The organism is uncultured Methanobrevibacter sp. (assembly GCF_947170395.1).
Lineage (GTDB): Archaea > Methanobacteriota > Methanobacteria > Methanobacteriales > Methanobacteriaceae > Methanocatella.
The window spans coordinates 22,483-47,070 of sequence record NZ_CAMVTE010000009.1 but is presented as its reverse complement, the minus strand read 5'-3'; the positions used below and the strand labels follow the sequence as shown (position 1 = coordinate 47,070).

Sequence of the window (24,588 nt, the reverse complement as noted above, 5' to 3'; positions counted from 1 at the left end):
AGTATTGGAGAATAATAAATGGGTTATAAAATTAGTGTTATTACACCAGTTTATAATGCTGAAAAATACTTAGAAACTGCTATAAATTCTGTCATTAATCAAACAATAGGATTTGAGAACATTGAATTGATTCTTGTAAATGATAATTCAACAGACAATTCTGGAAAAATCATTGATGAATATTGTGAAAAATATGAGAATATTATTGGAATTCATTTACCTGAAAATTCAGGTTTTTGCGGAAGACCTAGAAATATAGGTATGGAAGCTTCAACAGCACCGTATTTAGTTTTTTTAGATGCTGATGACGAATATCTTCCGAATGCATTTGAATTATATTACAACACAATTACTCGTGAAAAATCGGATTTGGTAATGGGCTCCCATTATTGGAATCTTGATGGAGATATGCATAAAATAAATATTTTGCATGAATGCAATGATACTTCAGATGTGGTAAATATTAATCCAATGCTAAATGAAAGAAATTTTAGAATTACCACTTATCACAATGTGGCATCATGGGGAAAAATTTTTGATAAAAAACTAATTATGGACAATAATATCAAGTTTTTAGAAGATACTGTATGTGAAGATTCTAATTTTTACTATAGTATCCTTTTAAAGTCAAAAAAATTTACATTATTGCCAAATGACCAATTATACATCTATAATGTTTTTGAATCTGGTGAATCATTAATTCATACACACGATTTAGAAAAATTCAACAGTTATTTGAGAGGGGTTTATGCAATTTTGGATTTATTTAAGGATATCACTTACACAAAAGAAAGAATCCTTTTTTCAGACATGAACAGTTTACTTTTAATTTTTTCAAATTTGAATATAAAAGATAAAAAAGAATGTGTTGTAAAATTAAATGAGTTTGAAAATATAATTGATGATGAAGTAAAAATGGACTTAAAAGAATTAAAATTATTATACCTTTTAATTTTAAAAAAACATTATACTCTTGCAATAATTCTATCAGAAATATATTCCTTTTTATACAACAATACTACAATTAGAAAGATTTACCGAAAATCTAGATCATAATACATAATTAGAACTGCAACTATGCTCAAAGGGTTAATTAATAATTCATAAAAATACTATCATCTGTTAAAATGCATTTATTCAAAATTATCATTAATCTCTTTTAAATATTCAATATCTTTTTTAAATTTATCATCCATTTCTTCTTTTGATTTAAATTGAGTTTTAATAAATAAATCAATATTGTGTCTTTCTATTATACTAGGTAAACTCATATAATTAGGACCAAAAAGACTTTTCAAACAATGATCAGTGTCTTTAGGACATTTAAAATCATATCCTTCAAAATTAATAGTGGTTAAAGGGAATACTTTATCAGTTTCAAAAATATATGCATCTGACAATTGTAAAACATCCAAAGAATCCGTGATATATTTAGCTTTTTCACTGGAAAAACCTATCTTTTTATTTTTTAACTGCATATATTCATCAAAATTTTTATTTCCTTGCTTAACCCTTTTATTGAGTTCATATTTTGTTGAAAGATAATTCTTTTTAAAGTAATCTAATTTTTCTTCTAAAACATAATCCTTAGGGAAAAAGTCTACTTTTATATATGGTTTAAGCCAAGCAAACTGCAAAAATAAAAATTTTGCTTCATCAAGCAAACCTTTTGGATCTTCAAAATCATAAACACTTTTAAAATCCTTAAAATAGTTTTCTTTATTTTCCCTTAACAAAGAAAGTCCACATTCCTGTTTAAGGTAGTCATATTTAGAAATTTCCTTGGGTAAAACTTCAATTAACTTATTATAATCCTCCCTCATAATACCCAAATCAATATCATCATCCCATGGAATAAAACCACCATGACGAACAGCACCTAAAAGAGTGCCACAGTCCAGCCAGTAATCAATGTCATATTTATTGCATACATTATCAATAAAACGCAACAATTCTATATACAAAAGTTGTATGTTCCTTGGAGTTCCAGTGAATTGAAAATCTGAATGTAAAAAAATTAATTCAAATAACTGATTGTGAGAATGGAACATTCTTGATTTTTTATTAAACTTTGATAATAGTTTAGGAATCTTTAAAAAGAAATTTAAAATATGGCGATTGTATTTTATAAAATCAGGCAACTTTGAATATAATCTCTCAAAATTCATTTAATCAACTCAATTATAACTATAAAAATTTATTTTTTAAATGTCAAATTAATTTTTATATTTATTATATATTATTAATACTATAAAATATTTATAATGAAAACAAAAAATAGATAATTTTTTACAACGATTTTTTTTTAAGCGCATTTGCAATAATAACTGTTATTATCGATTATGTTGACTTCTTTTTGGTCCGTTGACAGCATAATTCCAGATAATTGGCCAGATGCACTTCCATGACATAGGAAAAATGGCGTGCCAAGCTTAAAATCCTAACTCCACTTATTGTTCCCCGTGATGTTTGCATGTACAATATTCCTCTCATGGCAGCTTTCATATGTTTTATCAAAAACACCATATATTAAGACAGTAGTGGTGTTTAATTCATACAAAAATCATTAAATATAACATCCGAGTTATTACTTTTATGAACAAAAAAATCATTATTGCACTTGCAGCAATACTTATTATATTATGCGGTGTTGCTTTTGCACTAACTGCAACATCAACAAATACACAATCTAACATTGATGCAAATGCACTGGAAGATAGGGGAAACATTGTTGTTGATTCTAAAAGCTTGGATGAAAATAACGGATATTATCACACAGACTCCGGCGATACAAACACCATCCTAGTTAAAAATGGAGGAGTTTTAAAACTTGCCAACTCCATTTTAAATAAAACCGGAGATACACAGACTTCAGGAGATGATGCTGACTTTTATGGTGTCAACTCCGCAATTTTAGTAAATACTAATGGAACACTGGACATTTCAAATGTTGAAATCAATACAAACTCCAAAGGATCAAACGGTATCTTTGTAACAAATGCCGAATCATCTTCAACAGGCAATTCATCACAAGCCGGCGAAAATACATCCAGTGGTGCTGGAGGACAGCCTCCGGAGGCAACTGGCGGTGAAGGACAAGGAGGAGACGGAGGCCAACCCCCTGAAATGCCATCCGGTGAAGGAAGCGGTGAAGGACAAGGCGGAGGCGGCCAACCAGGTCAGTCTACAGTGTCCGGAACCACCGAAGCCACAATCAAAAACGTTAAAATCACAACTCACTCCGATAAATCAAGAGGACTTGATGCAACCTACAACGGTAAGATAACTGCTGATAACGTTGTCATTAACACTGACGGTCAAAGCTGTGCTGCTCTTGCAACCGACCGTGGTGAAGGTGAAGTGCATGTTTCAAACTCTGAAATCAACACAGGAGTAAGCAAAGATTCCGGGAGAGGATCACCTTTAATCTATTCAACCGGAAACATTACTGCTAAGAATACCAAGGGAACTGCCTATGTTTCACAAATAGCCTGTATTGAAGGTAAAAACTCAATCGAACTTTCAAACTGTGACCTGACAGGTTACGCAGAAGGTAACAGAAAAGATGGTGATAACTACGTTGATTTGGGTGGAATATTCATCTATCAGTCCATGAGCGGAGATGCTGATGTCGGAACATCACTCTTTACAGCCGAAAACTCAAAACTCTCAATAGCTTCTGATTCTTCAGTATATAAAGAAGCTCCGATGTTTCATGTGACAAACACAGCTTGCGTAATCAACCTGGTAAATACTGAGTTAAGCTTCGGTAGCGGAACATTTCTGGAAATTGCAGGTCAAAATCAGTGGGGAACTACCGGTTCCAACGGTGGTGTGGCTGAAGTAAACACAGAAAATGAAAACATTGAAGGAAATGTTATTGTCGATTCCATAAGCTCACTTAACTGGACAATGACAAACACCCAGTTTAAAGGAGCAATAAATTCAACCGGAAACACTACCGTTAATGTTGCCGGCGGTTCAACCTGGACATTAACTGGTGACAGTTCCGTGTCTAGTTTAGAATTAACTGGTGAAATTGACTATGGCAGCTTCACATTAACCGTCAACGGTCAAAAATACGACAGTTCAAATCCATATAAAGGATAGGAAAGATTAATTCTTTCCTAATTTTTCTATTTTTCAATCCATTCTCTTGCTTTTGATACATCACCCATGAATCTCATGCCTTTAGCAAAGTCAAGTTCAGGATATGTATCTTGAAGGTCACTTACGCATTTGTCGATTCCAGAACCGCCTGATGTGCAGAAAAGTTTAACTGTTTTTCCCTTAAGATCTACGCTTTCTATGAACGTGTTGATGATTGACGGGGCAGTATACCACCATACAGGAAAACCTATTACAACAGTTTCATAAGGTGAAACGTCACAGGTTTCTTTTATTGGCGGCCTAAATTCCTTATCGTTCATTTCAACTGTTGACCTTGAGTTTTTGTCAGTCCAGTCCAAATCGGCCGGAGTGTAGATTTCTTTAGGCACTATTTCAAAAATATCATAGCCATTCTGATCAGCTATTTTTTCGGCCACATTTTTAGTTACACCGCTAGCTGAAAAATATGCGATTAATACATTGCTCATTTTATCACCTATGTAAAAATTATATTTGATAATATATAATTGTTTATATTCGCAACAATTACTATCTTACAGTTAACAAATTAAAATTTTTACAACCATAAAACATTTTGAAAAATTTTAAAAAAAATATTATGCTGTAGAAAAAATAGTCTCCATTGCAGGAATTCCATAATTATTAGCCAAATTCTGTTTAAAGCAAACATCTTGCTCTTGTTCAAAAACAAAATAAGTAAATTTAATTTGAATACAAATTAATTCATCGCTAATAATAATACCCATATCAATATTTGGAGATATGAGATTTTGCTTATCAATTCCCAATATTTTTGAAGCACTAATTATTTCAATTGATGCAGGAAAACCGTTTTCGTCTAAATCCAATATAATTCCACTTGTGATTTCTATTGATTTGCCATATTTAAAGGATTCATCAATAGTAATATCAATCAAATCATGTTCACAATCATATATATAATCCAATTTAGATTTCATCAATGTTTCCTCCTCTCATTCTCTTTAGGTATTGCAGTAATGATGATTATTTCATTACAATTAGATATATCCACAACTATATATAAATCCTCATATTTTGTGTATTCAAAAATTAATTCGAATCTATTATCATAGCCTAAAGTCTTTTGAATACCAACAGGGACTTCAGACAACAATTTCCTATTTACCATGTCTATATCAACATTACGATAAAATGACCTTTTCAAAAAATGACTTGTATATCTTATCCCATATGGATTATCCTTTATTTTATCTAAAGTTTGCATTAAATAGTTAATATTATAACTCATTTATCCACCCCAAATTACTTTAAAGGAAGATATTATTATGTATTTTAAAAAATATATATTTTTCTATTTTAAAAAAGAAAATAAAACATGATAAAATCAATTTTACTAAATTAAAGCAATTTTACATAGTTAAAACAATTTTTATAAAAAAATAAATTAACAAACATTATAAACAAATAAAAACAAAATATAGAACATTATAAATTAATGAGGGTAATTTAAATGTCAAAACCTGTTGTTGCAATAACAAGGCCAAAAGATAGGGCAAAAAATGCTTGTGATATTGTTGAAGAATTGGGTGGCGAGGCAGTTCTGGCCCCGACACTTGATTTGAAACCTACAAATTCACAATCCTTAAAGGAATTAGTCGAAAGAAAAGATGAACTTGATTGGATTATTTTCACATCACCGACAACCATTGTTTCACTGAATAAATTCTACCCTGACTTTTTAAAAAGTCTTGATTGCAAAATAGCCGTTATCGGAAATAAAACCGGAAGACTGGTTGAAAAGCAAGGACTTAAAGTCGATTTGATGCCTCATGATTTTACGGCCGAAGGCCTTATAGAAGAATTTGAAAGGCGAAACATTACCAGTCAGACCATCGGAATTCCAAGAACCGCCTCTGCAAGAGCAACTTTACCAGAAGGCCTTGAGGAACTTGGAAATAAAGTAATTCTGGCTGAAGCATACATGTCACTCTTTCCGATGAATGAGGATGCAGTAAAAGAGCTTATCGAAAAAATTGAAAATAATCAGATTGATGCAATTACTTTTACAAGCCCTTTAACTGTTCGAAACTTCTTTGAAATAGCTGATGAGAAGAAAAAACTTGCCAAACTATTGAATGAAAACCTGTTAACAGTCTGCATCGGTCCGATTACAGCAAGAATCCTCGACATATATGGAATTACCTACATTTACCCAGACACCTATACCGTCCGGGACATGATGGAACTCTTATTCAAGACATGGAGAGAAGAAAATGAATGATAAGATAAGTATTATCCTGCCAATCTTTAATGTTGGAGACCACCTCCGAGGTGGAATCGACTCTCTTATAAACCAGACAATCGGAAATGAAAATTTGGAAATAATCATGGTCAACGACTGCTCAACCGACGGATCTGGCGAAGTAGTCGATGAATATGCTGAAAAATATGACTGCTGTGTTGCAATTCATCACAAAACCAACAGTGGAGGGGCACACACTCCCCGCAACACAGGTATTGAAGCATGTACCGGTGATTATATAATGTTTTTAGACCCTGATGACAGATACACACCAGATGCCTGTGAAAAGCTCTATGAAGCGGTGAAAAAATATGACGTTCAGTTGGCTTTCGCAAGATTCAGGAGAATATTCGAATACGGTGGAAGCGTTCAAAAGTCATATTCCCCATATAAGGATGATTTGGAAAGTGTATATCCTGATGAAACCTTTGAGTCTGCAAACTTCCTGGATATTCCCGATGCCCTATGGGACAATGTTGTCGAGAGATTTTTATACGGAAAAACACTGGAAGTAACATATCCAAGAGACAAACCATTGGACATAATCCATGTCGACAATATCGAGCAGGAACCTGACCTTTTAAAAATGCAGCCTTCAGTATGGTGTAAAATCTATAAAAGGGAACTCATAATGGATAATGATTTGAGATTCCAGAAATACGTTACCGGAGACGACATGGCATTTACCCTTGAAGCCCTTTTAAACGCCAAAGGAATTGTATACTTAAATAATTTCATGTCTTATGATTATTATATTCGTGATTTGCCTGATGATAAATCCATTACAAACACTGTCAACGTTAGGCTTCTGGACGAGTTGATGGAAGCCTACATTTACTGCAGAAAGAAAACCGAAGGATTTTCCAAAGAGGTGCAGACTGTCTCACTGAATCCGCACCTGCTTCACTGGATGCACACCTGGAAAGGTTCACCTTTCACCAAAGCAGAAAACAAGCTGCTGCTTGAAAAGGTAAAAAAGCTTAAAAAAATCCATAAAAGCGATTTGAAATCAAGAATGTTATTGTCTTCCATGACAACTGCACTGGAATCCAAAATACAAATTCAAAAGGAGTAATAATTATGGCTAATTATAAATACGTGATTGTAGGGGCCGGACTTTCCGGTCTTACAATAGCAGAAAGAATTGCAAACGAACTGGATGAAGAGGTACTGATTATAGAAAAGCGTAACCACATCGGAGGAAACGTTTATGACTTTTATGATGACGGACTTCTTGTTCAAAAATACGGACCTCACATCTACCATACAAACGACAAAAAGGTACATGACTACCTCTCACAGTTTACAGAATGGAACGACTATGTCCACAGGGTTCTAAGTTACGTTGACGGGAAACTCGTGCCGATGCCAATCTGCATTGACACTTTAAATGCGCTTTACGATTTGGATTTGGATGAAGAATCCATGAAGGAGTGGATTGACGAGCACAAGGAAGACATCGATGAGGTAAAATCCTCAGAGGATGTCGTTTTAAAAAATGCCGGCCGTGACATTTACAACAAGTTATTCAAGAACTACACAGAAAAGCAGTGGGGAACTTCAGCTGCCAATCTAAGCTCATCAGTCATTTCAAGAATTCCATTCAGATTCAACCATGACGACAGATACTTTGCCGATGCATATCAGGGAATGCCTAAGGAAGGCTTCACCAAGATGTGTGAAAACATGATCAAATCAGACAGGATTCATGTCGGACTCAATTCAGACTATAAGGACTACATTGATAAAATAGATTATGAAACCCTTATCTATACAGGCCCTATCGACTATTTCTATGACTACAAATACGGGGAACTGTTATACAGATGTCTGAACTTTGTATATGAAATTGTAGATGAGGATTCCTATCAGGATGTTGCTGTGGTCAACTATCCGAATGACCCTTACTTTACAAGAATAACCGAGTTTAAAAAGTTAACCTGGCAGGAAGTTGACGGCAAAACCGCCATCATGAGGGAATATCCTGGATTCAACGGTGAGAAATGCTATCCGTATCCAACACAGGAATATCTTGACAAATTCAAGTTGTACGAAGCGGAAATGGAAAAGGAAGACAACGTTATCTTTTTGGGAAGACTTGCAAAATACAAATACTACAATATGGACTTGGTAGTTAAGGATGCACTTGAAGTCTTTGAAAATCAAATTAAATAGGTGATTAGATGATTACAATTTGGCCACAATATTTAGACAAAAACCTAAGCTTATCCCAAGGCCGCAAAATATCAAAAGAACTGGCAGTCAAGGAGCCAAGCCTTTCAGACATTGAAAGGGCATTGAAAAGAATGGGTCTTCAATACAGTGTCGACAAGCAAAGGGCATATCCTGGAAAATGGTATGAGAAATCCGGAAGGATACTTGTCGAATGGGATAAGACAAAACTGGAATTACTCAAAGAAGTTAGCTTAAAAATTAAAGAAATTAGAAACTGATTATTATGCAAATACCACAACAAATGCACGAACAATACATCCGGGCAAAGGAGATTATCGAAAATTCCGATGACATTAAGGTCTACTCCCACATTGACTGCGATGGAATCTGTTCAGGTGCAATCCTATCAACCATACTAGACAGACAGAATAAGACTCATGAAATCGAATTTGTAAATTTGGATGTTCTCGATGATATTGAACTAACCCATGAACTTACAATCTTCTCCGATTTGGGTTCAGGCCAACGCATTGACACCAAGGCAATGGAAGACCAAAAAATCATCATCCTGGACCACCACCCTCCCCTAAGAGACATTGACTATTGTAAAGGAAAAGACTACACATACCTCGAAATCAATCCAATGCATCATGGATTTGACGGATCATACGATGTTTGCGGTGGAGGATTATGCTATTTCCTTGCACGTGAATTCGGATACATGGATTTAAGTTGGATTGGAGTTTTATCCGCAATCGGAGATATGCAAAATACAAAAACAGGTCGATTTGAAGGATTGAACAGAATAATCCAGCAGGACGCCATTGACGAAGGATATCTTGAAGTTATCGAAAATGATTTGAACATTTACGGGCGAAATACCCGACCGCTTTTTGTTGCGCTGTCATACTTCAGTGACGTCAGGCTTCCAATTACAAACAACACCACCGAAACCATGGCCATCCTGGAGGAATTGGGCATTGATGAAAAGCACAACAGGAAAAAATTGAATGAACTTACCGATGAGGAAAAGGGAAAGCTTTTCCAAAGACTTGTTGAGATGATTTCAAAAGTCGTTCCGGGGAAATATGTTCGATATATTCCCCAATTGATTATTGGCGATTCCTACACCTTTATAAAGGAAGATGAAACAAGCTTTCTAAGGGACGGTTCTGAGTTTTCAACAGCCATGAACGCATGTGGAAGAAATCATGAAGAGGAAATAGCCATGGAAGTTCTAAAAGGGGATAGAATTGAAGCCTTAGACCAGCTTGAAGCTGTCAGCAAAACCCACAGATACAACCTTGCAACTTCAATTAATAAAGTTGCCGAAGGTGAGCAAAGCGCCATTGTCGAGATGGAAAACCTCCAGTACTTTGACGGTGACGGCATCAAACCTGAAATTGTAGGAACCGTTGCAGGAATGATACTGGGTTACTGCAATTGGCAAAAACCAGTAATCGGATTTACACAAACCGATGAACATGGACTTAAGGTTTCCCTTAGATGTTCCAGACTCCTTTCATATGGAGGAATTCATTTTGGAAATATAATTAGAAAAATTGCATCCGATGTTGGTGGCAGTGGCGGCGGACACGCTATGGCATGTGGTGCCTACATTCCACTTGAAAAAAAATCAGAGTTCCTTGAACGCTTTAATGACGAATTAACCGGAAAATTAACTATATAGTATATATAATATAAAATAAAAATATACTATATATCAATTTAAATTGAGGAATGAATATGATGAAAGCATTTAAAAAAAGGGGTGCACTAACACATTTCCAAATATTAAGTGAAATATCCAAACAGGACCCTCATCTCAAACAAAAAGATTTGGCTAATACATTGGGAATTACTATACAAGCTGTTTCTGAAAATATCAAAACATTAATCGAATTAGGCTATATAACTTCCAAAGACGGAAGATCACCATACAAAATTACACAAGCAGGTATCGATAAAGTCAAAAAGGATGCAATTAGCTTGAGAAAATATTCAGACTCCGTTTTAGAAACTATGAACCATTATAAAACCATCTGGCCCGCAATAGCAAAAGAAGAACTTAAAAAGGACGATATAGTTGGACTATTTATGGAAGATGGAGTCTTATATGCTCACAAAAAAGAAGAAAATGCAACCGGCGTTGTACTATCCGATGCCGAAGAAAACATGGATGTGGCTTTAACTAACCTAACAGGACTTATTGACATGACCGTTGGAGAAGTTACCGTCATTAACGTGCCAACAATAAAAGATGGCGGATCCAAAAGCTGTGATTTAGATTTGATTAAAAATGTTTATGAAAAAGGAACCAACACTGGTGAGGCTATTGATAAAGTAGCGGCTGCTGGAACTGTTTCAAGAGCTGTAATTCAAAAATTAGGCTTACCTTTAGATATTGAATATGCAGCACCGCAGGCAACTGCAAATGCAGCACGTAAAGGATTGAATGTTTTGGCCATATGTGTTGGGGATATGAGCAAGGCATTTACACGTGAACTCGAAAATGAAAAAATCAAATACAACATTATTGACGGCGGAAAATAATTAATTTTCCCTCAATTTTTTTAATAAGGCAGCAGCTATCTCTTCACTAGTTAAATCATTAGAAGAATTTTTTTTAATCAATTCTATTTCTTTTTCTAAATTATCAGTTTTAATTGATTTTTTTATTTCCTTTAAAACTGACTTATTTTTTATATCCTCAATTTCACTATCTGTTGGGATGTTTTTCTCGATGATTTTAGCTTTGCTTTGTTTTTTAATGGCATTGAATGTTGAAATGTCCTGTGAACTTACCAATGTAAAGGCCTGACCTGAACTTCCTGCCCTTGCAGTTCTTCCGATTCTGTGAATGTATGAATCATAATTTTGAGGCACATCATAGTTTACAATGAAATCCAGATTTGTGATGTCCAGTCCTCTTGAAGCAACATCTGTTGCAACCAAAAAGCTGACATTTCCATTTCTGAACTTGTTCATTACCCTGTCCCTTGTTTTTTGGCTCATGTCCCCATGAAGGGCTTCACATGGATAACCTCTCTTTTTGAGATTTTTAAAAACAAAATCAACACCATTTTTTGTGTTTGCAAATATCAATGCAGATTTTATGCCATAAGCATCAAACAGCCTGCATAAATCATCGAATTTATGTTTGTGATTTGTTTTGAATGAATACTGAGTGATTCTTGGAGTGTTTTTCCTGTTTGAATCAATTTTTATAAACTTGGGATTTTTTTGATAATTTTTTGCTATCCTTTTAATCTCCTGAGGGATGGTTGCTGAGAAAAGCAGAGTCTGTCTTTGGTGTGGAGTGGCTTGCAATATCCTTTCAATATCCTGTCTAAAACCCATGTCAAGCATTTCATCGGCTTCATCCAAAACCACAGTTTCAATGCCAATCAAATCCATATTACCCCTTTCAATATGGTCAATTACACGGCCAGGAGTTCCGACAACAACATGTACTCCCTTTTTAAGAACCCTTGTTTGCTTTCCAATTGGTTGGCCACCATAAACCGCCAAGACCTTGAATTTTTTAATGTATTTGGAGAGCTTTTCAATTTCTCCGGCCACCTGAATGCACAGCTCCCTTGTCGGACACAAAACAATTGCCTGGGGAGATCTGTCGGGAACAAACACCTTTTCAAGAATAGGTATGACAAATGCAACTGTCTTTCCGCTTCCGGTTTGGGCCTGTGCGGTGATGTCCCTTCCATTCAATCCGAGAGGAATTGCCTTACTTTGTATTGGAGTGGTTTTGTCAAACCCAATATCATCAATGGCTTTTAAAACATTATCTGAAATATCAAAATCCCTGAAATTCATCATGTTAATATTTAAAAAAACAGATATTTAAATTAGTTTAGTCTGATAGGATTTCTGTGGAAATTCATGCAGATACCTGAATATTTCATCAGGATTATTTAGAATTCCATTTTCAGATGTTCTTCTTTTAAAAATTTCCATAAGCTGTTTTTCATTCGGTGATGGAATTGAATAGCTATTTCCATATTTTTTAATGTATTTTTCCTTCAATTGCGGAAAATGTTCATCAAGTTTACTGTAAAAGTATTGGCGATTGCCGTCTCTCAATGTCAATCCCATTCCAAAGCAAAGTACACCCTTAACGTCATTGTCAATGCAGATATCCAATATGGAATTAACATTATCTTCATCATCATTGATGTAGGGCAATATTGGGCATAACCAGACAACCGCAGGTATTCCCTCATCCCTTAATCTGGCTAAAACCTCAGCACGCCTTGAGGTCACACAAACATTCGGCTCCAGTATCCTGCACAACCCGTCATCGGCCGTCGTTATTGTCATCTGCACGACTGCCTTTGTCTTTTCGTTTATCTTTTTAAGCAAATCCAAATCCCTTAAAATCAAATCTGATTTTGTAATGCATGTAAACCCAAATCCATAGTCATATACCATATTCAGGGATTTTCTGACATATTCCAAATGTTTTTCAAGAGGAATGTAGGGGTCTGTCATTGCCCCTGTTCCAATCATTGATGGAGGTCTTCTCTTAAGTTCCCTTTTAAGCAAATCCAATGCATTTCTTTTTACCTCAACATCTTCAAACTTATGTTCCATGCCATAAACCTTGCTTCTGGAGTCACAGTAGATGCATCCATGGGTACAGCCCCTATAGAGATTCATCCCATTATTTTTGGAGAGGATAGTTTTTGAATTGACGTAATGCATGAAATAATCTTTATCAAAATGAGTATATAAAAAAATGCCAAGAGCAAATGATTAGTATTACGGAAGACAAAATAAAAATATGGAACAAAAAAACATTACCGAATATGAAAAAGAATACTCAATTAAAGACCATCCATCAATAAAAGGTGTTCAAATAATTGAAGGTAAAAACAATTTCCCCATCAGTTGGCTCAACCAGCAGGGATATTGTGAATATCAGATATATCTCCAATACATGAAAGGTATTGAAACAGCACCTACAGCTGAAATGACCCATGGAAGCGACATCCACCAGCAGCTTGAAGACATATTCAAACAGGAATCCACACCTGCAACATTCGATGAAGCCGTGGAAGCATCAAAGGAAAATGCAATAATGTCAAGAGAATGCTTTGTGGTTGCACCGGAATACGGAATCAGAGGATACATTGACGAGATATGGATGAAACCCGATGAAATAGTGATAATCGATGACAAACCTGGTCGCACACCATACATCTCAACTATGAATCAGGTAAGGGCATACTGCCTTGCATTCAAAAGCATGACCGGAGATACACGTAAAATGAAGGCTGCACTAAGGGAACGTGGAACATCAAACCTATTCTGGATTGAAATATTCACACCCGAAATTGAAAATGAAATAAAATTCACAATCGAACGTATGCAGGGATTGCTTGACGGTTCCAAACCATTCATTGCAACCAAAAATCCGAACAAATGCAGATCATGCAGATACAAACGTTACTGTGAGCATTTCAAAAATGAATAAGCAAAAGATTTCCGTAATTCTTCTTGTGATTTTTTTAATAACAATTGGCCTAACGCTAGCCAATGCCCTTTTGAATGAAAATAACACGGTTGAAAATCAGACCGGAACACTGGCCATCAACGGCAAAACCGTGCATTATGAAAATGCCGGAAAATGCGTTGATGTCATTGACGGAAATACCATTCAGGTTTACGGCATCGGCAAGGTTCAGCTGGTCCAGGTGAAAACACCCAATACAAATGAAGCCGGTTTCAGCGATGCCAAAAAGTTTGTTGAAGACAAATGCCTTGGAAAAACAGTTTATCTGAATATTGATGACAAACAGCCTACAGACAAATACGGAAGGACATTGGCAATAGTATACACCGATACGGAAGACATCAACAAGGAGTTAATAGATAGTAATTTAGCAAAAATTAGTTATTTTGAGCCAAGTGAGTTTAAAAAAGGAGAAATATAACTAAACAACTCTATGCAGGCCCAAATAAATTTTATTTTTCTTATAAACCTTATCCAAAATTTCATTCCACTCTTCAACTGTAATGTGGTTTTTGTTTGGAATCATGCTGTCAAGTGATGATTCGTTTAAGTTCAGGATATCTGCAAGAACATATGAAAGTGTCTTGCCTGTCAAAGACAAATCATAAGGGTCGTAGCCGGTTACCGCCAGAACCCACATGTTCTCCTTAGAAGAACTGTTGTATTCCGCTCTTAAGGCATCAAACCAGCTGGCTATTCTTTCACCGTCATCGATTGAGATATAATAGTCTTCACCGGAAAATTCGATATTTTCACATGCCTTTTTAATTTTGGCTTCAAGTTCAGGAGAGCCTATCTCCAAATCAAATTCGTTGTTGGTTATTGTGTCGGACAGATAGTTTTCAATTTCCTTAATGTTTTTGAAATAACCAAGAGGCTCCAATCTATCAGGGTCCCTATCACATAAATCATAAATCAAATCCTCATCAACATCACAGATTTCATATCCTTCGAGTTTATGGGATTTGTACTCCTTAAAATCAATGCAATAATTTTCCAAATCTTCCTTGTTCAAATACCAGAGAACCTGTACTTTTTTTATCATAAAATCAAAATAAATAATGAAATATGCCTAAAGCATATTTACAACAACTGTTTTTGTAAGATTTCCGAATAATCTGTCTGTTTTCATAATTCTGCCGATAAGCCAATCGAATATTATAGGAATCCAGTAGATTTTAGTCAGGTTACGTACAATAGCCTGCGGCCAATTGATGTTTGCGCCGTTTCTGGATCTCACTTCCAGATACATCAAAGCTTTTCCAATGGTTGCTCCTTTGGATTTTTCAAGGAAAACAAAATAAGCAAACCCTAATATAGGCACAATAAATGGAAATACTGAATAGACTGAAAGAATATCCATAGGACCAAATATTAAAGACAAAAGAAATGTGATAATCCACACTACTGCTGAAACGACAAAGAAATCTAAAACATAAGCAATAATCCTTCTTGAAAAGACACTTACCATATTATCACCTAACAAACTCTAGGAACCGGATCGGCAATTGGTGCTTCAAGGATTCTTTCCCCTCCGATAGGAGTGTTGACAACAACATAATCCCCTTCAACAACTTCACCAATTATTGCTGCATTTTCACCATATTTTTCGCCTTTGATAGCTTCAAGGATTTCTTCGGCCTTGTCTGGTCTAACACCCATGACAACTTTTCCTTCATTGGCTACTTCAAACGGATCAATGCCCAACATTTCAGATACTGCATGAACCTCTTCCCTGATTGGAATTGCATCCTGTTCAAGAACAACACCAACACCCGCTTTTGATGCCATTTCATTTATGGCATTTGCAAATCCTCCACGGGTAGGGTCCTTCATGGCAGTAACTCCACCAATATCAAGAGCTTTTTTAATAATATTCCACATAGGAGCAACATCAGATTTCAAATCTGTGTCAAATCCGAAACCTTCCCTGAATGACATCAGACTCATACCATGGTCACCTAAACTGCCTGTAACGATAATCTTATCGCCAACTTCCAAAGTTGAATCACGAATCACCTCGCCTTTTTTGGCTATACCTATACCTGTAGTGACCATGACAATACCGTCAAGCTTATCCTGAGGCATTACCTTAGTGTCTCCGGTAATGACCGCCACATCAACTTCTTCACAGGTTTCGTTTAGGGATTTCATGATTTTATCCAAATCATCGATCGGAAAACCTTCCTGCATAATTATTGCATTGGAAATAGCCAACGGACGAGCACCCATAACAGAAACATCATTGATTGTTCCTGCAGCTGAAATTCTTCCAATGTCTCCTCCTGGGAAAAACAACGGATCGATAGTATGACCATCGGTTGTTACAACAATTTCCCAATCATCTATTGGAATGGAAGCTCCATCATCCAATGCATCCAAACTAATACCACCATTAACGCTTTTTTTGGTGATATTATCCAAAACAGTGCTGGAAATCAACTTTGCCATTACTTCTCCACCAGCACCGTGATTCATACTAATCTTATCGTCTGACATTATATCTCCTATAATCTATTATCAATATATGATTATGTAAAAACAAGTATATAATTATAGTTAATCTGATTGAAAAATTTAAAAAAAAGAGAGAATTTAAGAAAAAATCTTAAATTAAAATTCCGTTGATAACACCGTCTTGACCAGGTCTGGATGTTACTTTAGCATTACCTTCAGGGGTTTCTACGATAGCACCTTTGGTAATGATGTTCCTTCTTACGTAGTTAGGGTTTGCGGTGTTTTCGATTACACCAAGAATGTCTAAAACTTGGGTTTTACCGTTAGCGTCAGTAACGTTGATTTTATTACCGGTAGCTAATCTGAGTTTTTCGTTTCCGCCACGGGTTCTGATTTTTCTTAATTTTTTTTCGTCTAATCTAGTTTCAGCAGGATCTCTTCCTAATTCTGATTTCCTTTTTCCACGGTTTGCAACATTTCTTGCACCGGATGGACTTCTTGTTGATTTTCCTTGAGAAATTGCCATTATTTCACCTAAATAAATATAATTTAATAATATAATAATCGCAGTCTATAAGCCTCTTTTCAATTAAAACTATTTGCAAGATAATTAATAGCCTAATTTTTGAGAGCAAAAAAGAGCCTTAAAGAATAATGATAATAAAATATTACTCTATCATTATATATAAATGTTTATTTTTCTGCTTAAAAATAGAAAATTTTATGATTTGTGTTTAAAAATAAAATCATCGACCATCCTGTCGAAATCCTCTTCGGAAATATTCTTGTCGGATGCAGCCCTGAGAACCTTTTGGATTTCCTCTTCGGGAACATCCTCACCAAGAAGTTCAATCAACAAATCCCTCAATTCCTCATCGTCAATGTATGCTTCACCATTTGAGCTTAAACGAGCATTTTCATCCTCATCAAAAATATAATAGGGAACGTCTTCCATCAAAAACACCTAGTCAAAATCCGGGAACTCATAATAGACAATCTCATATGGATCATCATCAAAATACCATTCGTTCGGCTCGATTATCTCATCATCCACATCATCGAAGAATTCCTCACCGATATCGTCGCCTTCAATTTGAACCACAATATTTACATTATCCCCCAGGGATTCCAAATCAATACCCAATTCATCCAAATCTATATTGATTTCATCACCTTCGACAGCACTTTCAGGTAGGACAATGACGATTTCATCTCCGGGCTTAACTTCAATATGCTGATTATTCAAATTATCATCTCCAGATTATACTTTATGATTAAATCATATTTAAAAGTTGAAGATAGTAACCTCAGTAGTTACTATCCATTTCAACATTTATGTTTGGAATTCCATAGCTGTTTTTGCATCTGATGGAACATATCTTCAGATTTTCAATAAACATTGTGAAATATAGACATATGCTGTCACAGTCAATGTCTATTTTAACGTTGGAATTTTCCAAAAGTTTTTTTGAGATGTCAAAGACTTTGGAGGCATTGTTTACAAATACTGATGTTGGAATGTTGTCCTTATCGATGCTTAGGAAAACACCATCTGAAATACCATAATCAGCACAATATCCATCTCGTCCGTCAATTTTACCTACAAAGGTATCGTTTACCTCATCATAACTTGATATCAATCTTTGTTTTTCCATTATATCAACTCCATGAATAGATTAGTTTTAATTACATATTAATAAAGTCCGAGAGCATTTGAAGAGTAATATACAAGCTTCATTAGGTAAATAATACACTATCAGGACAACAAAATTGATGCAGATTTATAAAATTGATTTCAAAAAAGAATATTAACAAGATACAATAAATTAGTCAATATGAGTGAGGAAAGCCCACAACAAATTGAACTTGAAGCCGAAATCAAACAGCAGGCTCAAAAATTTCTTACATATCTCAATTCAACCCTTCCGGAAAGCATGGAGCTTGAATATGAAGGATTTTACAGAAGGGGATTTTTCGTAAGCAAAAAAAGATATGCAGTTATCGAAGACGGAGAAATAATTGCAAAGGGATTGGAACTGGTGAGAAGGGACTGGGCACCCATAGTCAAAAAGACACAGGAAGAAATATTGATGGCCATTTTAAAGGAAGGAGATTCCGAAAAAGCCATAAAAGCCGTTAAAAAAGTTTTAAAAAGAATTAAAAAGGGCGAAGTTGAAAACAAGGAACTAGTTATCCACACACAAATCACCAAACCTCTTGATCAATACAAACAGGTCGGTCCCCATGTGGTTGCAGCAAGAAAGATTGAAGAGCACGGCATCAAAGTAAGCAGAGGAACCATCATCCAGTATATAATCATCAAGGGAAAGGGATCAATCAGCCAGCGAGCCGTTCCATACGAATACAGCGAGGGATATGCATATGACAAGGACTACTATATCAACAATCAGTTGATTCCGGCCGTTGAGAGAATCATGTATGCCTTCGGATATACCCGAAAGGACCTTGAGGACATGGCCCGTGGTGAAGTCCAACAAAGTTTGGATGCATTCTTCTAAAAAAATTTAAATAATTTCAAAACTATAATAAAATTCATATGATAAATGAAGATAATGACAGCGTAGTTTTTTTCGATATCGACGGCACATTGCTTGACACATCAGATTTTGCCGAAACCGCAAGAAAAGCTGCTATCGGATTGATGGTTGACAATGGATTGCCATTGGATAAGGATGAAGCATACGGTGTTTTAAAAACAATTATCCGTGAAAAAGGTTCCAACTATGGAAAACATTTCAATGTATTAACCCAAGTGGTATTGGGACATGAAGACCCAATGCTTGTAGCACTTGGAATGATAACATACCACAACGTTAAAATGGCTCTTTTAAGACCATTTCCAGAAACAATCGATACATTGATTTATCTGAAAAGTCAGGGATATCGTCTTGCAGTAATTTCAAACGGAATTACAATCAAACAATGGGAAAAACTTGTAAGACTCAACATTCATTCCTTCTTTGATGCAGTGATAACCTCAGAGGAAGTTGGAAAGGAAAAACCTGAAAAATTAATCTATGACGTTGCACTTAGAAAAATGCATGGAAATCCTGAAAAATCAGTGATGATTGGAAACAAATTCAAAGCTGATGCTCTTGGTGCTGTCAATGCAGGATTACGTGCAATTCTTGTAAACTCTGACGTTACAGAAGATGACAGAGAATACATTAAAAAAGAAAAATTAGACATTACTATTGTTAATGATATTGGTGATGTAAATACTATTTTATAATCACCAAAACTAACTATTTTTTAAAATTCAAGTTCCAAAGTTACCGGACAGTGATCTGAGCCATAGATGTCTGATAGAATTTTAGCAGATTTTACATTTTCCTTTATTTCTTCATTGACAAAGAAATAATCCAGGCGCCATCCGGAATTTCTCTCACGGGCCTTGAAACGATAACTCCACCAGCTGAAGTTACCCTCACTTTTATCAAACATTCTGAAAGTGTCTACAAAACCTGCTTCTTCAAGCTCATCAAGCCATGCACGCTCTTCTGGCAGATATCCTGATTTTCCTTCACAGTTTTTCGGATTGTAGACATCAATAGGATTGTGGGCAATATTGTAGTCACCGGTTATGACCAAATTCTTTCCCTGATTTTTAAGCTCGACGAGCTGCCTTAAGAGTTCATTGCAAAATCCAACCTTAAAATCAAGTCTTTTACCTTCCATTCCACTATTTGGGAAGTAAATGTTGAATAGGATAAAGTCAGGATATTCGATTTTCAAAACCCTGCCTTCTGCATCAAACTCTTCAACGCCAAGACCCTTGGTGACGGTGACGGGTTCGATTTTGGAGTATGTTCCAACTCCGCTGTAACCCTTCTTTTCAGCTTCATTATAACATTTATGATATCCTTCAATTTCAGCCAATTTCTTGGGAATCTGCTCTTCTGTTGCCCTTACTTCTTGAAAGTTAATGATATCAGCATCACTATTATCAAACCAATTCCAAAAATCCTCTTTTTTTGAAACAGCCCTGATCCCATTCACATTCCATGAAACCAGCTTTATTGACATTATAATTCGACTCCATTATCAATAGGCAATTCACGAAGCCATTTGATGTCACTTTTATAAAGCATACGAATGTCTTCAACATCGTATCTGATCATTGCAAGTCTTTCAATACCTAAACCGAAAGCTAAGGCAGGCTGGTCTATTCCAAGAGGTTTCAATACTTCCGGTCTGAACATTCCTGCACCTCCAAGTTCAATCCAGCTTTCCTTTTCCTCCAAATAGATTTCAGTTTCGGTAGACAAATAAGTGTAAGGGAAATATGCAGGTCTGAACCTTACTTCAAATCCTAATTTTTTGTAGAATTCCTTTAAGACACCCAGCAGGTTTTGATAGCTGATTCCTTCACCACAGACAAGCCCTTCAACCTGGTGGAATTCTGGCAAATGCTTATAATCGAAGGTTTCTCTTCTGAATACCCTTCCAACTGAAAACATTTTAATTGGAGGTTCATGCTCAAACAGGTGTTTTGTTGATATTCCTGTTGTGTGAGTTCTTAAAACACTTTGGCGAGCAATGTCTTCACTCCAGTCATACTGCCAACCAATGGACCCTGTGTCAGCACCTGTTTCATGGGTTTCGGCTGTAAGCTGAACAAGAGCATCATCAGGCAAGTCACAGGTTAAAGGATTTTTAAGATAAAATGTATCCTGCATTTCACGTGCCGCATGGTCCTGAGGTTGGAAAAGTGAGTCGAAGTTCCAGAATGCAGATTCAACATATTCTCCCTTGTCTTCAACAAAACCCATGTCCAAAAAGATATCTCTAATTTCATCAATGATTACTCTTAATGGGTGTTTTTTACCTGCAAAGACAACAGGAGCTTCCGCATTAATATCATAAGGACGATACTGTAAGCTTTTCCATTCTCCTTCCTTCAAGTGTTCGTGAGTCAATTGGGTAGCCTGTTCCTGAATTGTAAATCCAACTTCAAGAATGGCTTCACCTTTAGGTAAAAGTTTAAAAGAGTGTGAGGTTTCCTTTTTAACATTTAAAATATTTTTTCTACCGGTGAGTTTTTTAATACCACTCATCAAATCATCAGTGAAAAGTTTAACACCATCAGCATTGGCCTTAAGATAATCCAAGGTTTGTTCATCAACATCCATTTTGGATACGAAATCCTTACCGAAATCTGTGATTGTAACCATTCCCTTATCGATGTTCGCCCAGTTTTTACGGCGCAGCCAACCTATTGCAATATTGGTTTCCTTTTTATCCACACCTGTTTCATCGGACAGGTCTTTCATGTGGATTTGTTCCTTGTTTGCCAAGGCATCCAATATTCTACGTTCAGGAAGTCCCTTTTCAGCATATTCAATTCCGTCTTCGGTTAATGAATAGATTTCCTCAACATCCTTGTGCATTTCAATTATGTCTTTGGATGCGAGTGAACCTGCTGCACTCATAACGGATTTAATGTCCATGCCCGTATTTTCAGCAATCTCTTCAGGAGTTGCTTCTGGATTTGCTTCCAGTTCCTTTAAAAGTTTCTTTTCATAAATATGCAATTCACTAATGGTTTTTTTAATATCCTCACTCATTTAAACACCATAATTTTAAGATTATATAATATGATAATATATGTTCAAAAACATTTATAAAGATGATGTAAAAATTGAAAAACAAACATATATTTAACATTACTTGAAAATAATTAATTATGAATGAAATTACACAAGCAGTACAACTGTTCGAGAATGGATACGTGTGTTCACAGGCTGTTTTTGCAGCATTTTCACCTGATTTGGGTCTCGATAAAGAGCAGGCCTTAAAAATTGGAGCATGTTTTGGAAGCGGCATGAGAAAAGGAGAAGTTTGTGGAGCCTGCACCGGTGCTTTAATGGCATTGGGTTTGAAATATGGTGAAAGCAAGGAAAAATCAAATGAAGTCTGTGAGAGGTTTTTAGATGAATTTGAAAGTGAAAACGGATCATACATCTGCAACGAACTTCTCGGATGCGACATTAAAACCAAAGAAGGTGTGGAATTTGCAGTTGAAAACAATCTGTTTAAGGAACTCTGTCCGAAAATGGTTGAATCAGCGGCAAAAATTACAAAAAAAATAATATAAAGCTATTCGAAATTGGATTTTAAATAGCTGACAAAAATGGATGCTGCAGTCAAATCGGCTGTAGTTCCAGGATTGTACTTGTTTTTAAAGAGATATTCATCAAACTCCTTAAGCCTTTCGCCAAAGTCTGATTCATCCTTCAAATTAAGCAAATCCCTTGTCATCATTGATATTTTCAGGGCTTCATCAGAGCCGTATTTTCTTGAAATCAATGTATCAGGAACCTGCGATAGAATTGTCAGAAATGTCAGGACGCAGGCATCATTTTGGGATTTCACTTCTTTTAACTCATGATATGTAGGATAACCTATTTCAAAGACAGCAGGCATGTCAGAGGTCATCTCACGGGCCAGCATGTCCCATGGAGCTGAGATTTTAAGCACATCAAACATTGTCTGTCCGTTTTCCCGCAGCTCATTTTTAGCATTATCGCTTGCCACATCATATTCATCCTGGTCTCCCATTCCGCCGGCATCTGCAATATTGATTGCATCATACAAATCACATGCATCATCAACTGATGTATTTGCCATCAATTCTTTTACGTTTTCACGAATCTCATCAAATGAAGAACTGATTGCTGCCGCCACTGCTATTGGTGTGGTCATCATTACAATACCCAAATTGGTATTGTTTTTAATCCATCTGTCTGTTTCAGCAACTGCCTGGAGGATGTATTTGCCCAACATCGGGTTTTCAACATCAACATCGCTGCATGCTTCACGAATGGTATCTCCGATTACAATTCCGCTTATGATAAAATCTTCAAACTCCATGTCGTCATAATCACGGGTTCTGTGGACGTTTCCAGGTTTCGGATAGCCGCTCACTTCAAGTGCAGATGCAATCTGTGCAATTTTAGCAATTTCATTGGGATTCATTCTATCACATCATTCAACAGTAAATATGGTGCAAAATTAGTGATTATTAAGTCTGCTCCAGCTCTTTTGATTGAAATCAAGGATTCCGAAATGGCTCTTTCGGTGAGATATCCTTTTTCGATTGCAGCCATTATCATTGAATATTCTCCGCTTACGTTATATGCAACCAAAGGAAGCATGAATTCATCACGAACCATCCTTACAACATCAAGGTATGGCAGTGCAGGCTTTACCATTAAAAAGTCAGCACCTTCAATGACATCAAGTTCGCATTCCCTAATAGCTTCAATTGCATTGCCCGGATCCATCTGGTAAGATTTTCTATCACCCAAATGTGGTGATGAGCATGCCGCAACCCTAAACGGTTCATAAAATGCTGATGCATATTTGGCGGAATATGACATTATCATTACATTTTCGTATCCCTCATCATCCAAAGTCTGTCTGATAGCTGCGACCCTTCCATCCATCATGTCGGAAGGTGCAACAATGTCAGCTCCCGCTTCAGCATGGGATAGGGCAACCTTTGCGATGTATGGAAGAGATTCATCATTCAATATTTCAATTCCATCATCAGTATCATCATTTTCCTTTATCATTCCGCAATGGCCATGGGAAGTGTACTGGCACAGACACACATCACTGATAATTACGAGGTTGGTTTCCTTTTTAAGCTTTCTGATTGCCTTTTGAACTATTCCAGTTGCGGAGTAGTCCGGAGAGGCTATTTCATCTTTTGTTTCTTCTTTTGGTATTCCAAATACAATGATTGATTTTAAACCTTTATTTTCGAGCTGTTTTGCAAATTCAACACCTGCATCAAGGGAATATCTGAATTCTCCGGGAAGTGAAGATATTTCCTCTTTTTGCATTGCCTGAAGTTCCTCTTTAAAATAAATCGGATAAATCAGGTCTTCTTTTTGAAGTTTAGTTTCACGAACGATATCTCTAATCTTGGCATTTTTTCTTAATCTTCTCATTCTTGTAGTTGGAAATTCCATAATAATCA

The 24,588-nt window shown here is 35.9% G+C and carries 31 protein-coding genes; 13 read left to right on the top strand and 18 right to left on the bottom strand.

Going from position 1 to position 24,588, the window contains the following annotated elements; all coding sequences use genetic code 11:
* The first annotated feature begins 18 nt into the window (after positions 1 to 18).
* On the top strand, positions 19 to 1,056 hold the full coding sequence (locus Q0W04_RS03825) for a glycosyltransferase family 2 protein (protein WP_298500619.1): 1,038 nt from the start codon (positions 19 to 21) through the stop codon (positions 1,054 to 1,056).
* 77 nt (positions 1,057 to 1,133) lie between these two features.
* Here the strand turns inward: Q0W04_RS03825 and Q0W04_RS03820 are convergent, their stop codons facing one another.
* The gene (locus Q0W04_RS03820) at positions 1,134 to 2,168 is read right to left on the bottom strand and encodes a phosphorylcholine transferase LicD (protein ID WP_298500618.1); all 1,035 of its coding nucleotides are present in this window, start codon (positions 2,166 to 2,168) and stop codon (positions 1,134 to 1,136) included.
* A gap of 172 nt (positions 2,169 to 2,340) precedes the next feature.
* On the bottom strand, positions 2,341 to 2,505 hold the full coding sequence (locus Q0W04_RS03815) for a hypothetical protein (protein ID WP_298500617.1): 165 nt from the start codon (positions 2,503 to 2,505) through the stop codon (positions 2,341 to 2,343).
* A 90-nt stretch (positions 2,506 to 2,595) separates the two neighbouring features.
* On the opposite strand from Q0W04_RS03815, the gene Q0W04_RS03810 reads away from it, so the two are divergent.
* Positions 2,596 to 4,110, top strand: a complete 1,515-nt coding sequence (locus Q0W04_RS03810; protein ID WP_298500616.1) for a hypothetical protein — start codon at positions 2,596 to 2,598, stop codon at positions 4,108 to 4,110.
* Between the two features lie 26 nt (positions 4,111 to 4,136).
* Here Q0W04_RS03810 and Q0W04_RS03805 read toward each other — a convergent pair whose 3' ends face one another.
* From Q0W04_RS03805 to Q0W04_RS03795, 3 genes are all read right to left on the bottom strand, one after another.
* On the bottom strand, positions 4,137 to 4,598 hold the full coding sequence (locus Q0W04_RS03805; protein ID WP_298500615.1) for a flavodoxin: 462 nt from the start codon (positions 4,596 to 4,598) through the stop codon (positions 4,137 to 4,139).
* Positions 4,599 to 4,727: 129 nt separating this feature from the next.
* Positions 4,728 to 5,090: a DUF2283 domain-containing protein gene (locus Q0W04_RS03800; protein ID WP_298500614.1), complete on the bottom strand. Its 363-nt coding sequence runs from the start codon at positions 5,088 to 5,090 to the stop codon at positions 4,728 to 4,730.
* Positions 5,090 to 5,401, bottom strand: coding sequence for a hypothetical protein (locus Q0W04_RS03795; protein WP_298500612.1), 312 nt, complete (start codon positions 5,399 to 5,401; stop codon positions 5,090 to 5,092). Before Q0W04_RS03795 ends, Q0W04_RS03800 begins: the two co-directional genes overlap by 1 nt.
* A gap of 222 nt (positions 5,402 to 5,623) precedes the next feature.
* Here Q0W04_RS03795 and Q0W04_RS03790 point away from each other — a divergent pair, with 222 nt between their 5' ends.
* From Q0W04_RS03790 to Q0W04_RS03765, 6 genes are read left to right on the top strand one after another with little or no spacing between them, the layout of a single operon-like run.
* A complete protein-coding gene (locus Q0W04_RS03790; protein WP_298500611.1) occupies positions 5,624 to 6,394 on the top strand; it encodes a uroporphyrinogen-III synthase in 771 nt (256 codons plus the stop codon).
* On the top strand, positions 6,387 to 7,490 hold the full coding sequence (locus Q0W04_RS03785) for a glycosyltransferase (RefSeq protein WP_298500610.1): 1,104 nt from the start codon (positions 6,387 to 6,389) through the stop codon (positions 7,488 to 7,490). The genes Q0W04_RS03790 and Q0W04_RS03785 overlap by 8 nt, the downstream gene beginning before the upstream one ends.
* Positions 7,491 to 7,495: 5 nt before the next feature.
* Complete coding sequence (gene glf / locus Q0W04_RS03780) at positions 7,496 to 8,590, top strand: UDP-galactopyranose mutase (RefSeq protein ID WP_298500609.1); 1,095 nt, start codon at positions 7,496 to 7,498, stop codon at positions 8,588 to 8,590.
* Between the two features lie 8 nt (positions 8,591 to 8,598).
* Positions 8,599 to 8,868, top strand: a complete 270-nt coding sequence (locus tag Q0W04_RS03775; protein WP_298500608.1) for a signal recognition particle subunit SRP19/SEC65 family protein — start codon at positions 8,599 to 8,601, stop codon at positions 8,866 to 8,868.
* 2 nt (positions 8,869 to 8,870) lie between these two features.
* Positions 8,871 to 10,280 (top strand): single-stranded-DNA-specific exonuclease RecJ, encoded by a 1,410-nt coding sequence (gene recJ / locus Q0W04_RS03770; protein ID WP_298500661.1) that lies wholly within the window; start codon positions 8,871 to 8,873, stop codon positions 10,278 to 10,280.
* Positions 10,281 to 10,339: 59 nt separating this feature from the next.
* Positions 10,340 to 11,143, top strand: a complete 804-nt coding sequence (locus Q0W04_RS03765) for a winged helix-turn-helix transcriptional regulator (protein ID WP_298500660.1) — start codon at positions 10,340 to 10,342, stop codon at positions 11,141 to 11,143.
* On the opposite strand, the gene Q0W04_RS03760 is transcribed toward Q0W04_RS03765, so the two are convergent.
* Both Q0W04_RS03760 and Q0W04_RS03755 read right to left on the bottom strand, forming a co-directional pair.
* Positions 11,144 to 12,427: a DEAD/DEAH box helicase gene (locus tag Q0W04_RS03760; protein ID WP_298500606.1), complete on the bottom strand. Its 1,284-nt coding sequence runs from the start codon at positions 12,425 to 12,427 to the stop codon at positions 11,144 to 11,146.
* 24 nt (positions 12,428 to 12,451) lie between these two features.
* Positions 12,452 to 13,312: a radical SAM protein gene (locus Q0W04_RS03755; RefSeq protein ID WP_298500604.1), complete on the bottom strand. Its 861-nt coding sequence runs from the start codon at positions 13,310 to 13,312 to the stop codon at positions 12,452 to 12,454.
* Positions 13,313 to 13,391: 79 nt separating this feature from the next.
* Here Q0W04_RS03755 and Q0W04_RS03750 point away from each other — a divergent pair, with 79 nt between their 5' ends.
* Positions 13,392 to 14,084, top strand: coding sequence for a PD-(D/E)XK nuclease family protein (locus tag Q0W04_RS03750; protein WP_298500603.1), 693 nt, complete (start codon positions 13,392 to 13,394; stop codon positions 14,082 to 14,084).
* The gene (locus Q0W04_RS03745) at positions 14,077 to 14,544 is read left to right on the top strand and encodes a thermonuclease family protein (RefSeq protein WP_298500601.1); all 468 of its coding nucleotides are present in this window, start codon (positions 14,077 to 14,079) and stop codon (positions 14,542 to 14,544) included. The genes Q0W04_RS03750 and Q0W04_RS03745 overlap by 8 nt, the downstream gene beginning before the upstream one ends.
* Here the strand turns inward: Q0W04_RS03745 and Q0W04_RS03740 are convergent, their stop codons facing one another.
* From Q0W04_RS03740 to Q0W04_RS03710, 7 genes are all read right to left on the bottom strand, one after another.
* Complete coding sequence (locus tag Q0W04_RS03740; protein WP_298500599.1) at positions 14,545 to 15,168, bottom strand: hypothetical protein; 624 nt, start codon at positions 15,166 to 15,168, stop codon at positions 14,545 to 14,547.
* A 27-nt stretch (positions 15,169 to 15,195) separates the two neighbouring features.
* Positions 15,196 to 15,594, bottom strand: a complete 399-nt coding sequence (locus Q0W04_RS03735; RefSeq protein WP_298500597.1) for an RDD family protein — start codon at positions 15,592 to 15,594, stop codon at positions 15,196 to 15,198.
* A gap of 8 nt (positions 15,595 to 15,602) precedes the next feature.
* Positions 15,603 to 16,622 (bottom strand): hydrogenase expression/formation protein HypE, encoded by a 1,020-nt coding sequence (gene hypE / locus Q0W04_RS03730; RefSeq protein WP_298500595.1) that lies wholly within the window; start codon positions 16,620 to 16,622, stop codon positions 15,603 to 15,605.
* Positions 16,623 to 16,731: 109 nt separating this feature from the next.
* Positions 16,732 to 17,106 carry a 30S ribosomal protein S8e gene (locus tag Q0W04_RS03725; RefSeq protein WP_292815461.1) on the bottom strand — a complete coding sequence of 125 codons (375 nt, stop codon included), beginning with the start codon at positions 17,104 to 17,106 and terminating at the stop codon, positions 16,732 to 16,734.
* Between the two features lie 195 nt (positions 17,107 to 17,301).
* Positions 17,302 to 17,535, bottom strand: coding sequence for a hypothetical protein (locus Q0W04_RS03720; RefSeq protein WP_298500592.1), 234 nt, complete (start codon positions 17,533 to 17,535; stop codon positions 17,302 to 17,304).
* Between the two features lie 9 nt (positions 17,536 to 17,544).
* Positions 17,545 to 17,826, bottom strand: a complete 282-nt coding sequence (locus Q0W04_RS03715) for a hypothetical protein (RefSeq protein WP_298500589.1) — start codon at positions 17,824 to 17,826, stop codon at positions 17,545 to 17,547.
* Between the two features lie 61 nt (positions 17,827 to 17,887).
* The gene (locus Q0W04_RS03710) at positions 17,888 to 18,235 is read right to left on the bottom strand and encodes a hypothetical protein (RefSeq protein ID WP_298500586.1); all 348 of its coding nucleotides are present in this window, start codon (positions 18,233 to 18,235) and stop codon (positions 17,888 to 17,890) included.
* 180 nt (positions 18,236 to 18,415) lie between these two features.
* Between Q0W04_RS03710 and Q0W04_RS03705 the strand changes: the two genes are divergently transcribed.
* Together Q0W04_RS03705 and Q0W04_RS03700 are read left to right on the top strand one after the other, a co-directional pair.
* Positions 18,416 to 19,099 carry a DNA polymerase domain-containing protein gene (locus Q0W04_RS03705; RefSeq protein ID WP_298500584.1) on the top strand — a complete coding sequence of 228 codons (684 nt, stop codon included), beginning with the start codon at positions 18,416 to 18,418 and terminating at the stop codon, positions 19,097 to 19,099.
* Between the two features lie 38 nt (positions 19,100 to 19,137).
* Complete coding sequence (locus Q0W04_RS03700; RefSeq protein WP_298500582.1) at positions 19,138 to 19,833, top strand: TIGR02253 family HAD-type hydrolase; 696 nt, start codon at positions 19,138 to 19,140, stop codon at positions 19,831 to 19,833.
* Between the two features lie 20 nt (positions 19,834 to 19,853).
* Here Q0W04_RS03700 and Q0W04_RS03695 read toward each other — a convergent pair whose 3' ends face one another.
* The gene (locus Q0W04_RS03695) at positions 19,854 to 20,627 is read right to left on the bottom strand and encodes an exodeoxyribonuclease III (RefSeq protein ID WP_298500580.1); all 774 of its coding nucleotides are present in this window, start codon (positions 20,625 to 20,627) and stop codon (positions 19,854 to 19,856) included.
* The gene (locus Q0W04_RS03690) at positions 20,627 to 22,168 is read right to left on the bottom strand and encodes a phenylalanine--tRNA ligase subunit alpha (RefSeq protein ID WP_298500577.1); all 1,542 of its coding nucleotides are present in this window, start codon (positions 22,166 to 22,168) and stop codon (positions 20,627 to 20,629) included. The genes Q0W04_RS03695 and Q0W04_RS03690 overlap by 1 nt, the downstream gene beginning before the upstream one ends.
* Positions 22,169 to 22,287: 119 nt before the next feature.
* Between Q0W04_RS03690 and Q0W04_RS03685 the strand changes: the two genes are divergently transcribed.
* On the top strand, positions 22,288 to 22,698 hold the full coding sequence (locus Q0W04_RS03685) for a C-GCAxxG-C-C family protein (RefSeq protein WP_298500575.1): 411 nt from the start codon (positions 22,288 to 22,290) through the stop codon (positions 22,696 to 22,698).
* Between the two features lie 2 nt (positions 22,699 to 22,700).
* On the opposite strand, the gene Q0W04_RS03680 is transcribed toward Q0W04_RS03685, so the two are convergent.
* A complete protein-coding gene (locus Q0W04_RS03680) occupies positions 22,701 to 23,579 on the bottom strand; it encodes a triphosphoribosyl-dephospho-CoA synthase (protein WP_298500573.1) in 879 nt (292 codons plus the stop codon).
* Entirely contained in the window at positions 23,576 to 24,580 is a 1,005-nt protein-coding gene (gene hemB, locus Q0W04_RS03675; RefSeq protein ID WP_298500571.1) for a porphobilinogen synthase, read from the bottom strand. The genes Q0W04_RS03680 and hemB overlap by 4 nt, the downstream gene beginning before the upstream one ends.
* Positions 24,581 to 24,588: the final 8 nt, after the last annotated feature.

Excerpts from the sequence above, each read along its gene's own strand:
- Q0W04_RS03825 (WP_298500619.1), top strand. The coding sequence starts at position 19 with ATGGGTTATAAAATTAGTGTTATTACACCAGTTTATAATGCTGAAAAA.
- Q0W04_RS03820 (WP_298500618.1), bottom strand. The coding sequence starts at position 2,168 with ATGAATTTTGAGAGATTATATTCAAAGTTGCCTGATTTTATAAAATAC.
- Q0W04_RS03815 (WP_298500617.1), bottom strand. The coding sequence starts at position 2,505 with ATGAAAGCTGCCATGAGAGGAATATTGTACATGCAAACATCACGGGGA.
- Q0W04_RS03810 (WP_298500616.1), top strand. The coding sequence starts at position 2,596 with ATGAACAAAAAAATCATTATTGCACTTGCAGCAATACTTATTATATTA.
- Q0W04_RS03805 (WP_298500615.1), bottom strand. The coding sequence starts at position 4,598 with ATGAGCAATGTATTAATCGCATATTTTTCAGCTAGCGGTGTAACTAAA.
- Q0W04_RS03800 (WP_298500614.1), bottom strand. The coding sequence starts at position 5,090 with ATGAAATCTAAATTGGATTATATATATGATTGTGAACATGATTTGATT.
- Q0W04_RS03795 (WP_298500612.1), bottom strand. The coding sequence starts at position 5,401 with ATGAGTTATAATATTAACTATTTAATGCAAACTTTAGATAAAATAAAG.
- Q0W04_RS03790 (WP_298500611.1), top strand. The coding sequence starts at position 5,624 with ATGTCAAAACCTGTTGTTGCAATAACAAGGCCAAAAGATAGGGCAAAA.
- Q0W04_RS03785 (WP_298500610.1), top strand. The coding sequence starts at position 6,387 with ATGAATGATAAGATAAGTATTATCCTGCCAATCTTTAATGTTGGAGAC.
- glf (WP_298500609.1), top strand. The coding sequence starts at position 7,496 with ATGGCTAATTATAAATACGTGATTGTAGGGGCCGGACTTTCCGGTCTT.
- Q0W04_RS03775 (WP_298500608.1), top strand. The coding sequence starts at position 8,599 with ATGATTACAATTTGGCCACAATATTTAGACAAAAACCTAAGCTTATCC.
- Q0W04_RS03765 (WP_298500660.1), top strand. The coding sequence starts at position 10,340 with ATGAAAGCATTTAAAAAAAGGGGTGCACTAACACATTTCCAAATATTA.
- Q0W04_RS03760 (WP_298500606.1), bottom strand. The coding sequence starts at position 12,427 with ATGATGAATTTCAGGGATTTTGATATTTCAGATAATGTTTTAAAAGCC.
- Q0W04_RS03755 (WP_298500604.1), bottom strand. The coding sequence starts at position 13,312 with ATGCATTACGTCAATTCAAAAACTATCCTCTCCAAAAATAATGGGATG.
- Q0W04_RS03750 (WP_298500603.1), top strand. The coding sequence starts at position 13,392 with ATGGAACAAAAAAACATTACCGAATATGAAAAAGAATACTCAATTAAA.
- Q0W04_RS03745 (WP_298500601.1), top strand. The coding sequence starts at position 14,077 with ATGAATAAGCAAAAGATTTCCGTAATTCTTCTTGTGATTTTTTTAATA.
- Q0W04_RS03740 (WP_298500599.1), bottom strand. The coding sequence starts at position 15,168 with ATGATAAAAAAAGTACAGGTTCTCTGGTATTTGAACAAGGAAGATTTG.
- Q0W04_RS03735 (WP_298500597.1), bottom strand. The coding sequence starts at position 15,594 with ATGGTAAGTGTCTTTTCAAGAAGGATTATTGCTTATGTTTTAGATTTC.
- hypE (WP_298500595.1), bottom strand. The coding sequence starts at position 16,622 with ATGTCAGACGATAAGATTAGTATGAATCACGGTGCTGGTGGAGAAGTA.
- Q0W04_RS03725 (WP_292815461.1), bottom strand. The coding sequence starts at position 17,106 with ATGGCAATTTCTCAAGGAAAATCAACAAGAAGTCCATCCGGTGCAAGA.
- Q0W04_RS03720 (WP_298500592.1), bottom strand. The coding sequence starts at position 17,535 with ATGGAAGACGTTCCCTATTATATTTTTGATGAGGATGAAAATGCTCGT.
- Q0W04_RS03710 (WP_298500586.1), bottom strand. The coding sequence starts at position 18,235 with ATGGAAAAACAAAGATTGATATCAAGTTATGATGAGGTAAACGATACC.
- Q0W04_RS03705 (WP_298500584.1), top strand. The coding sequence starts at position 18,416 with ATGAGTGAGGAAAGCCCACAACAAATTGAACTTGAAGCCGAAATCAAA.
- Q0W04_RS03700 (WP_298500582.1), top strand. The coding sequence starts at position 19,138 with ATGATAAATGAAGATAATGACAGCGTAGTTTTTTTCGATATCGACGGC.
- Q0W04_RS03695 (WP_298500580.1), bottom strand. The coding sequence starts at position 20,627 with ATGTCAATAAAGCTGGTTTCATGGAATGTGAATGGGATCAGGGCTGTT.
- Q0W04_RS03690 (WP_298500577.1), bottom strand. The coding sequence starts at position 22,168 with ATGAGTGAGGATATTAAAAAAACCATTAGTGAATTGCATATTTATGAA.
- Q0W04_RS03685 (WP_298500575.1), top strand. The coding sequence starts at position 22,288 with ATGAATGAAATTACACAAGCAGTACAACTGTTCGAGAATGGATACGTG.
- Q0W04_RS03680 (WP_298500573.1), bottom strand. The coding sequence starts at position 23,579 with ATGAATCCCAATGAAATTGCTAAAATTGCACAGATTGCATCTGCACTT.
- hemB (WP_298500571.1), bottom strand. The coding sequence starts at position 24,580 with ATGGAATTTCCAACTACAAGAATGAGAAGATTAAGAAAAAATGCCAAG.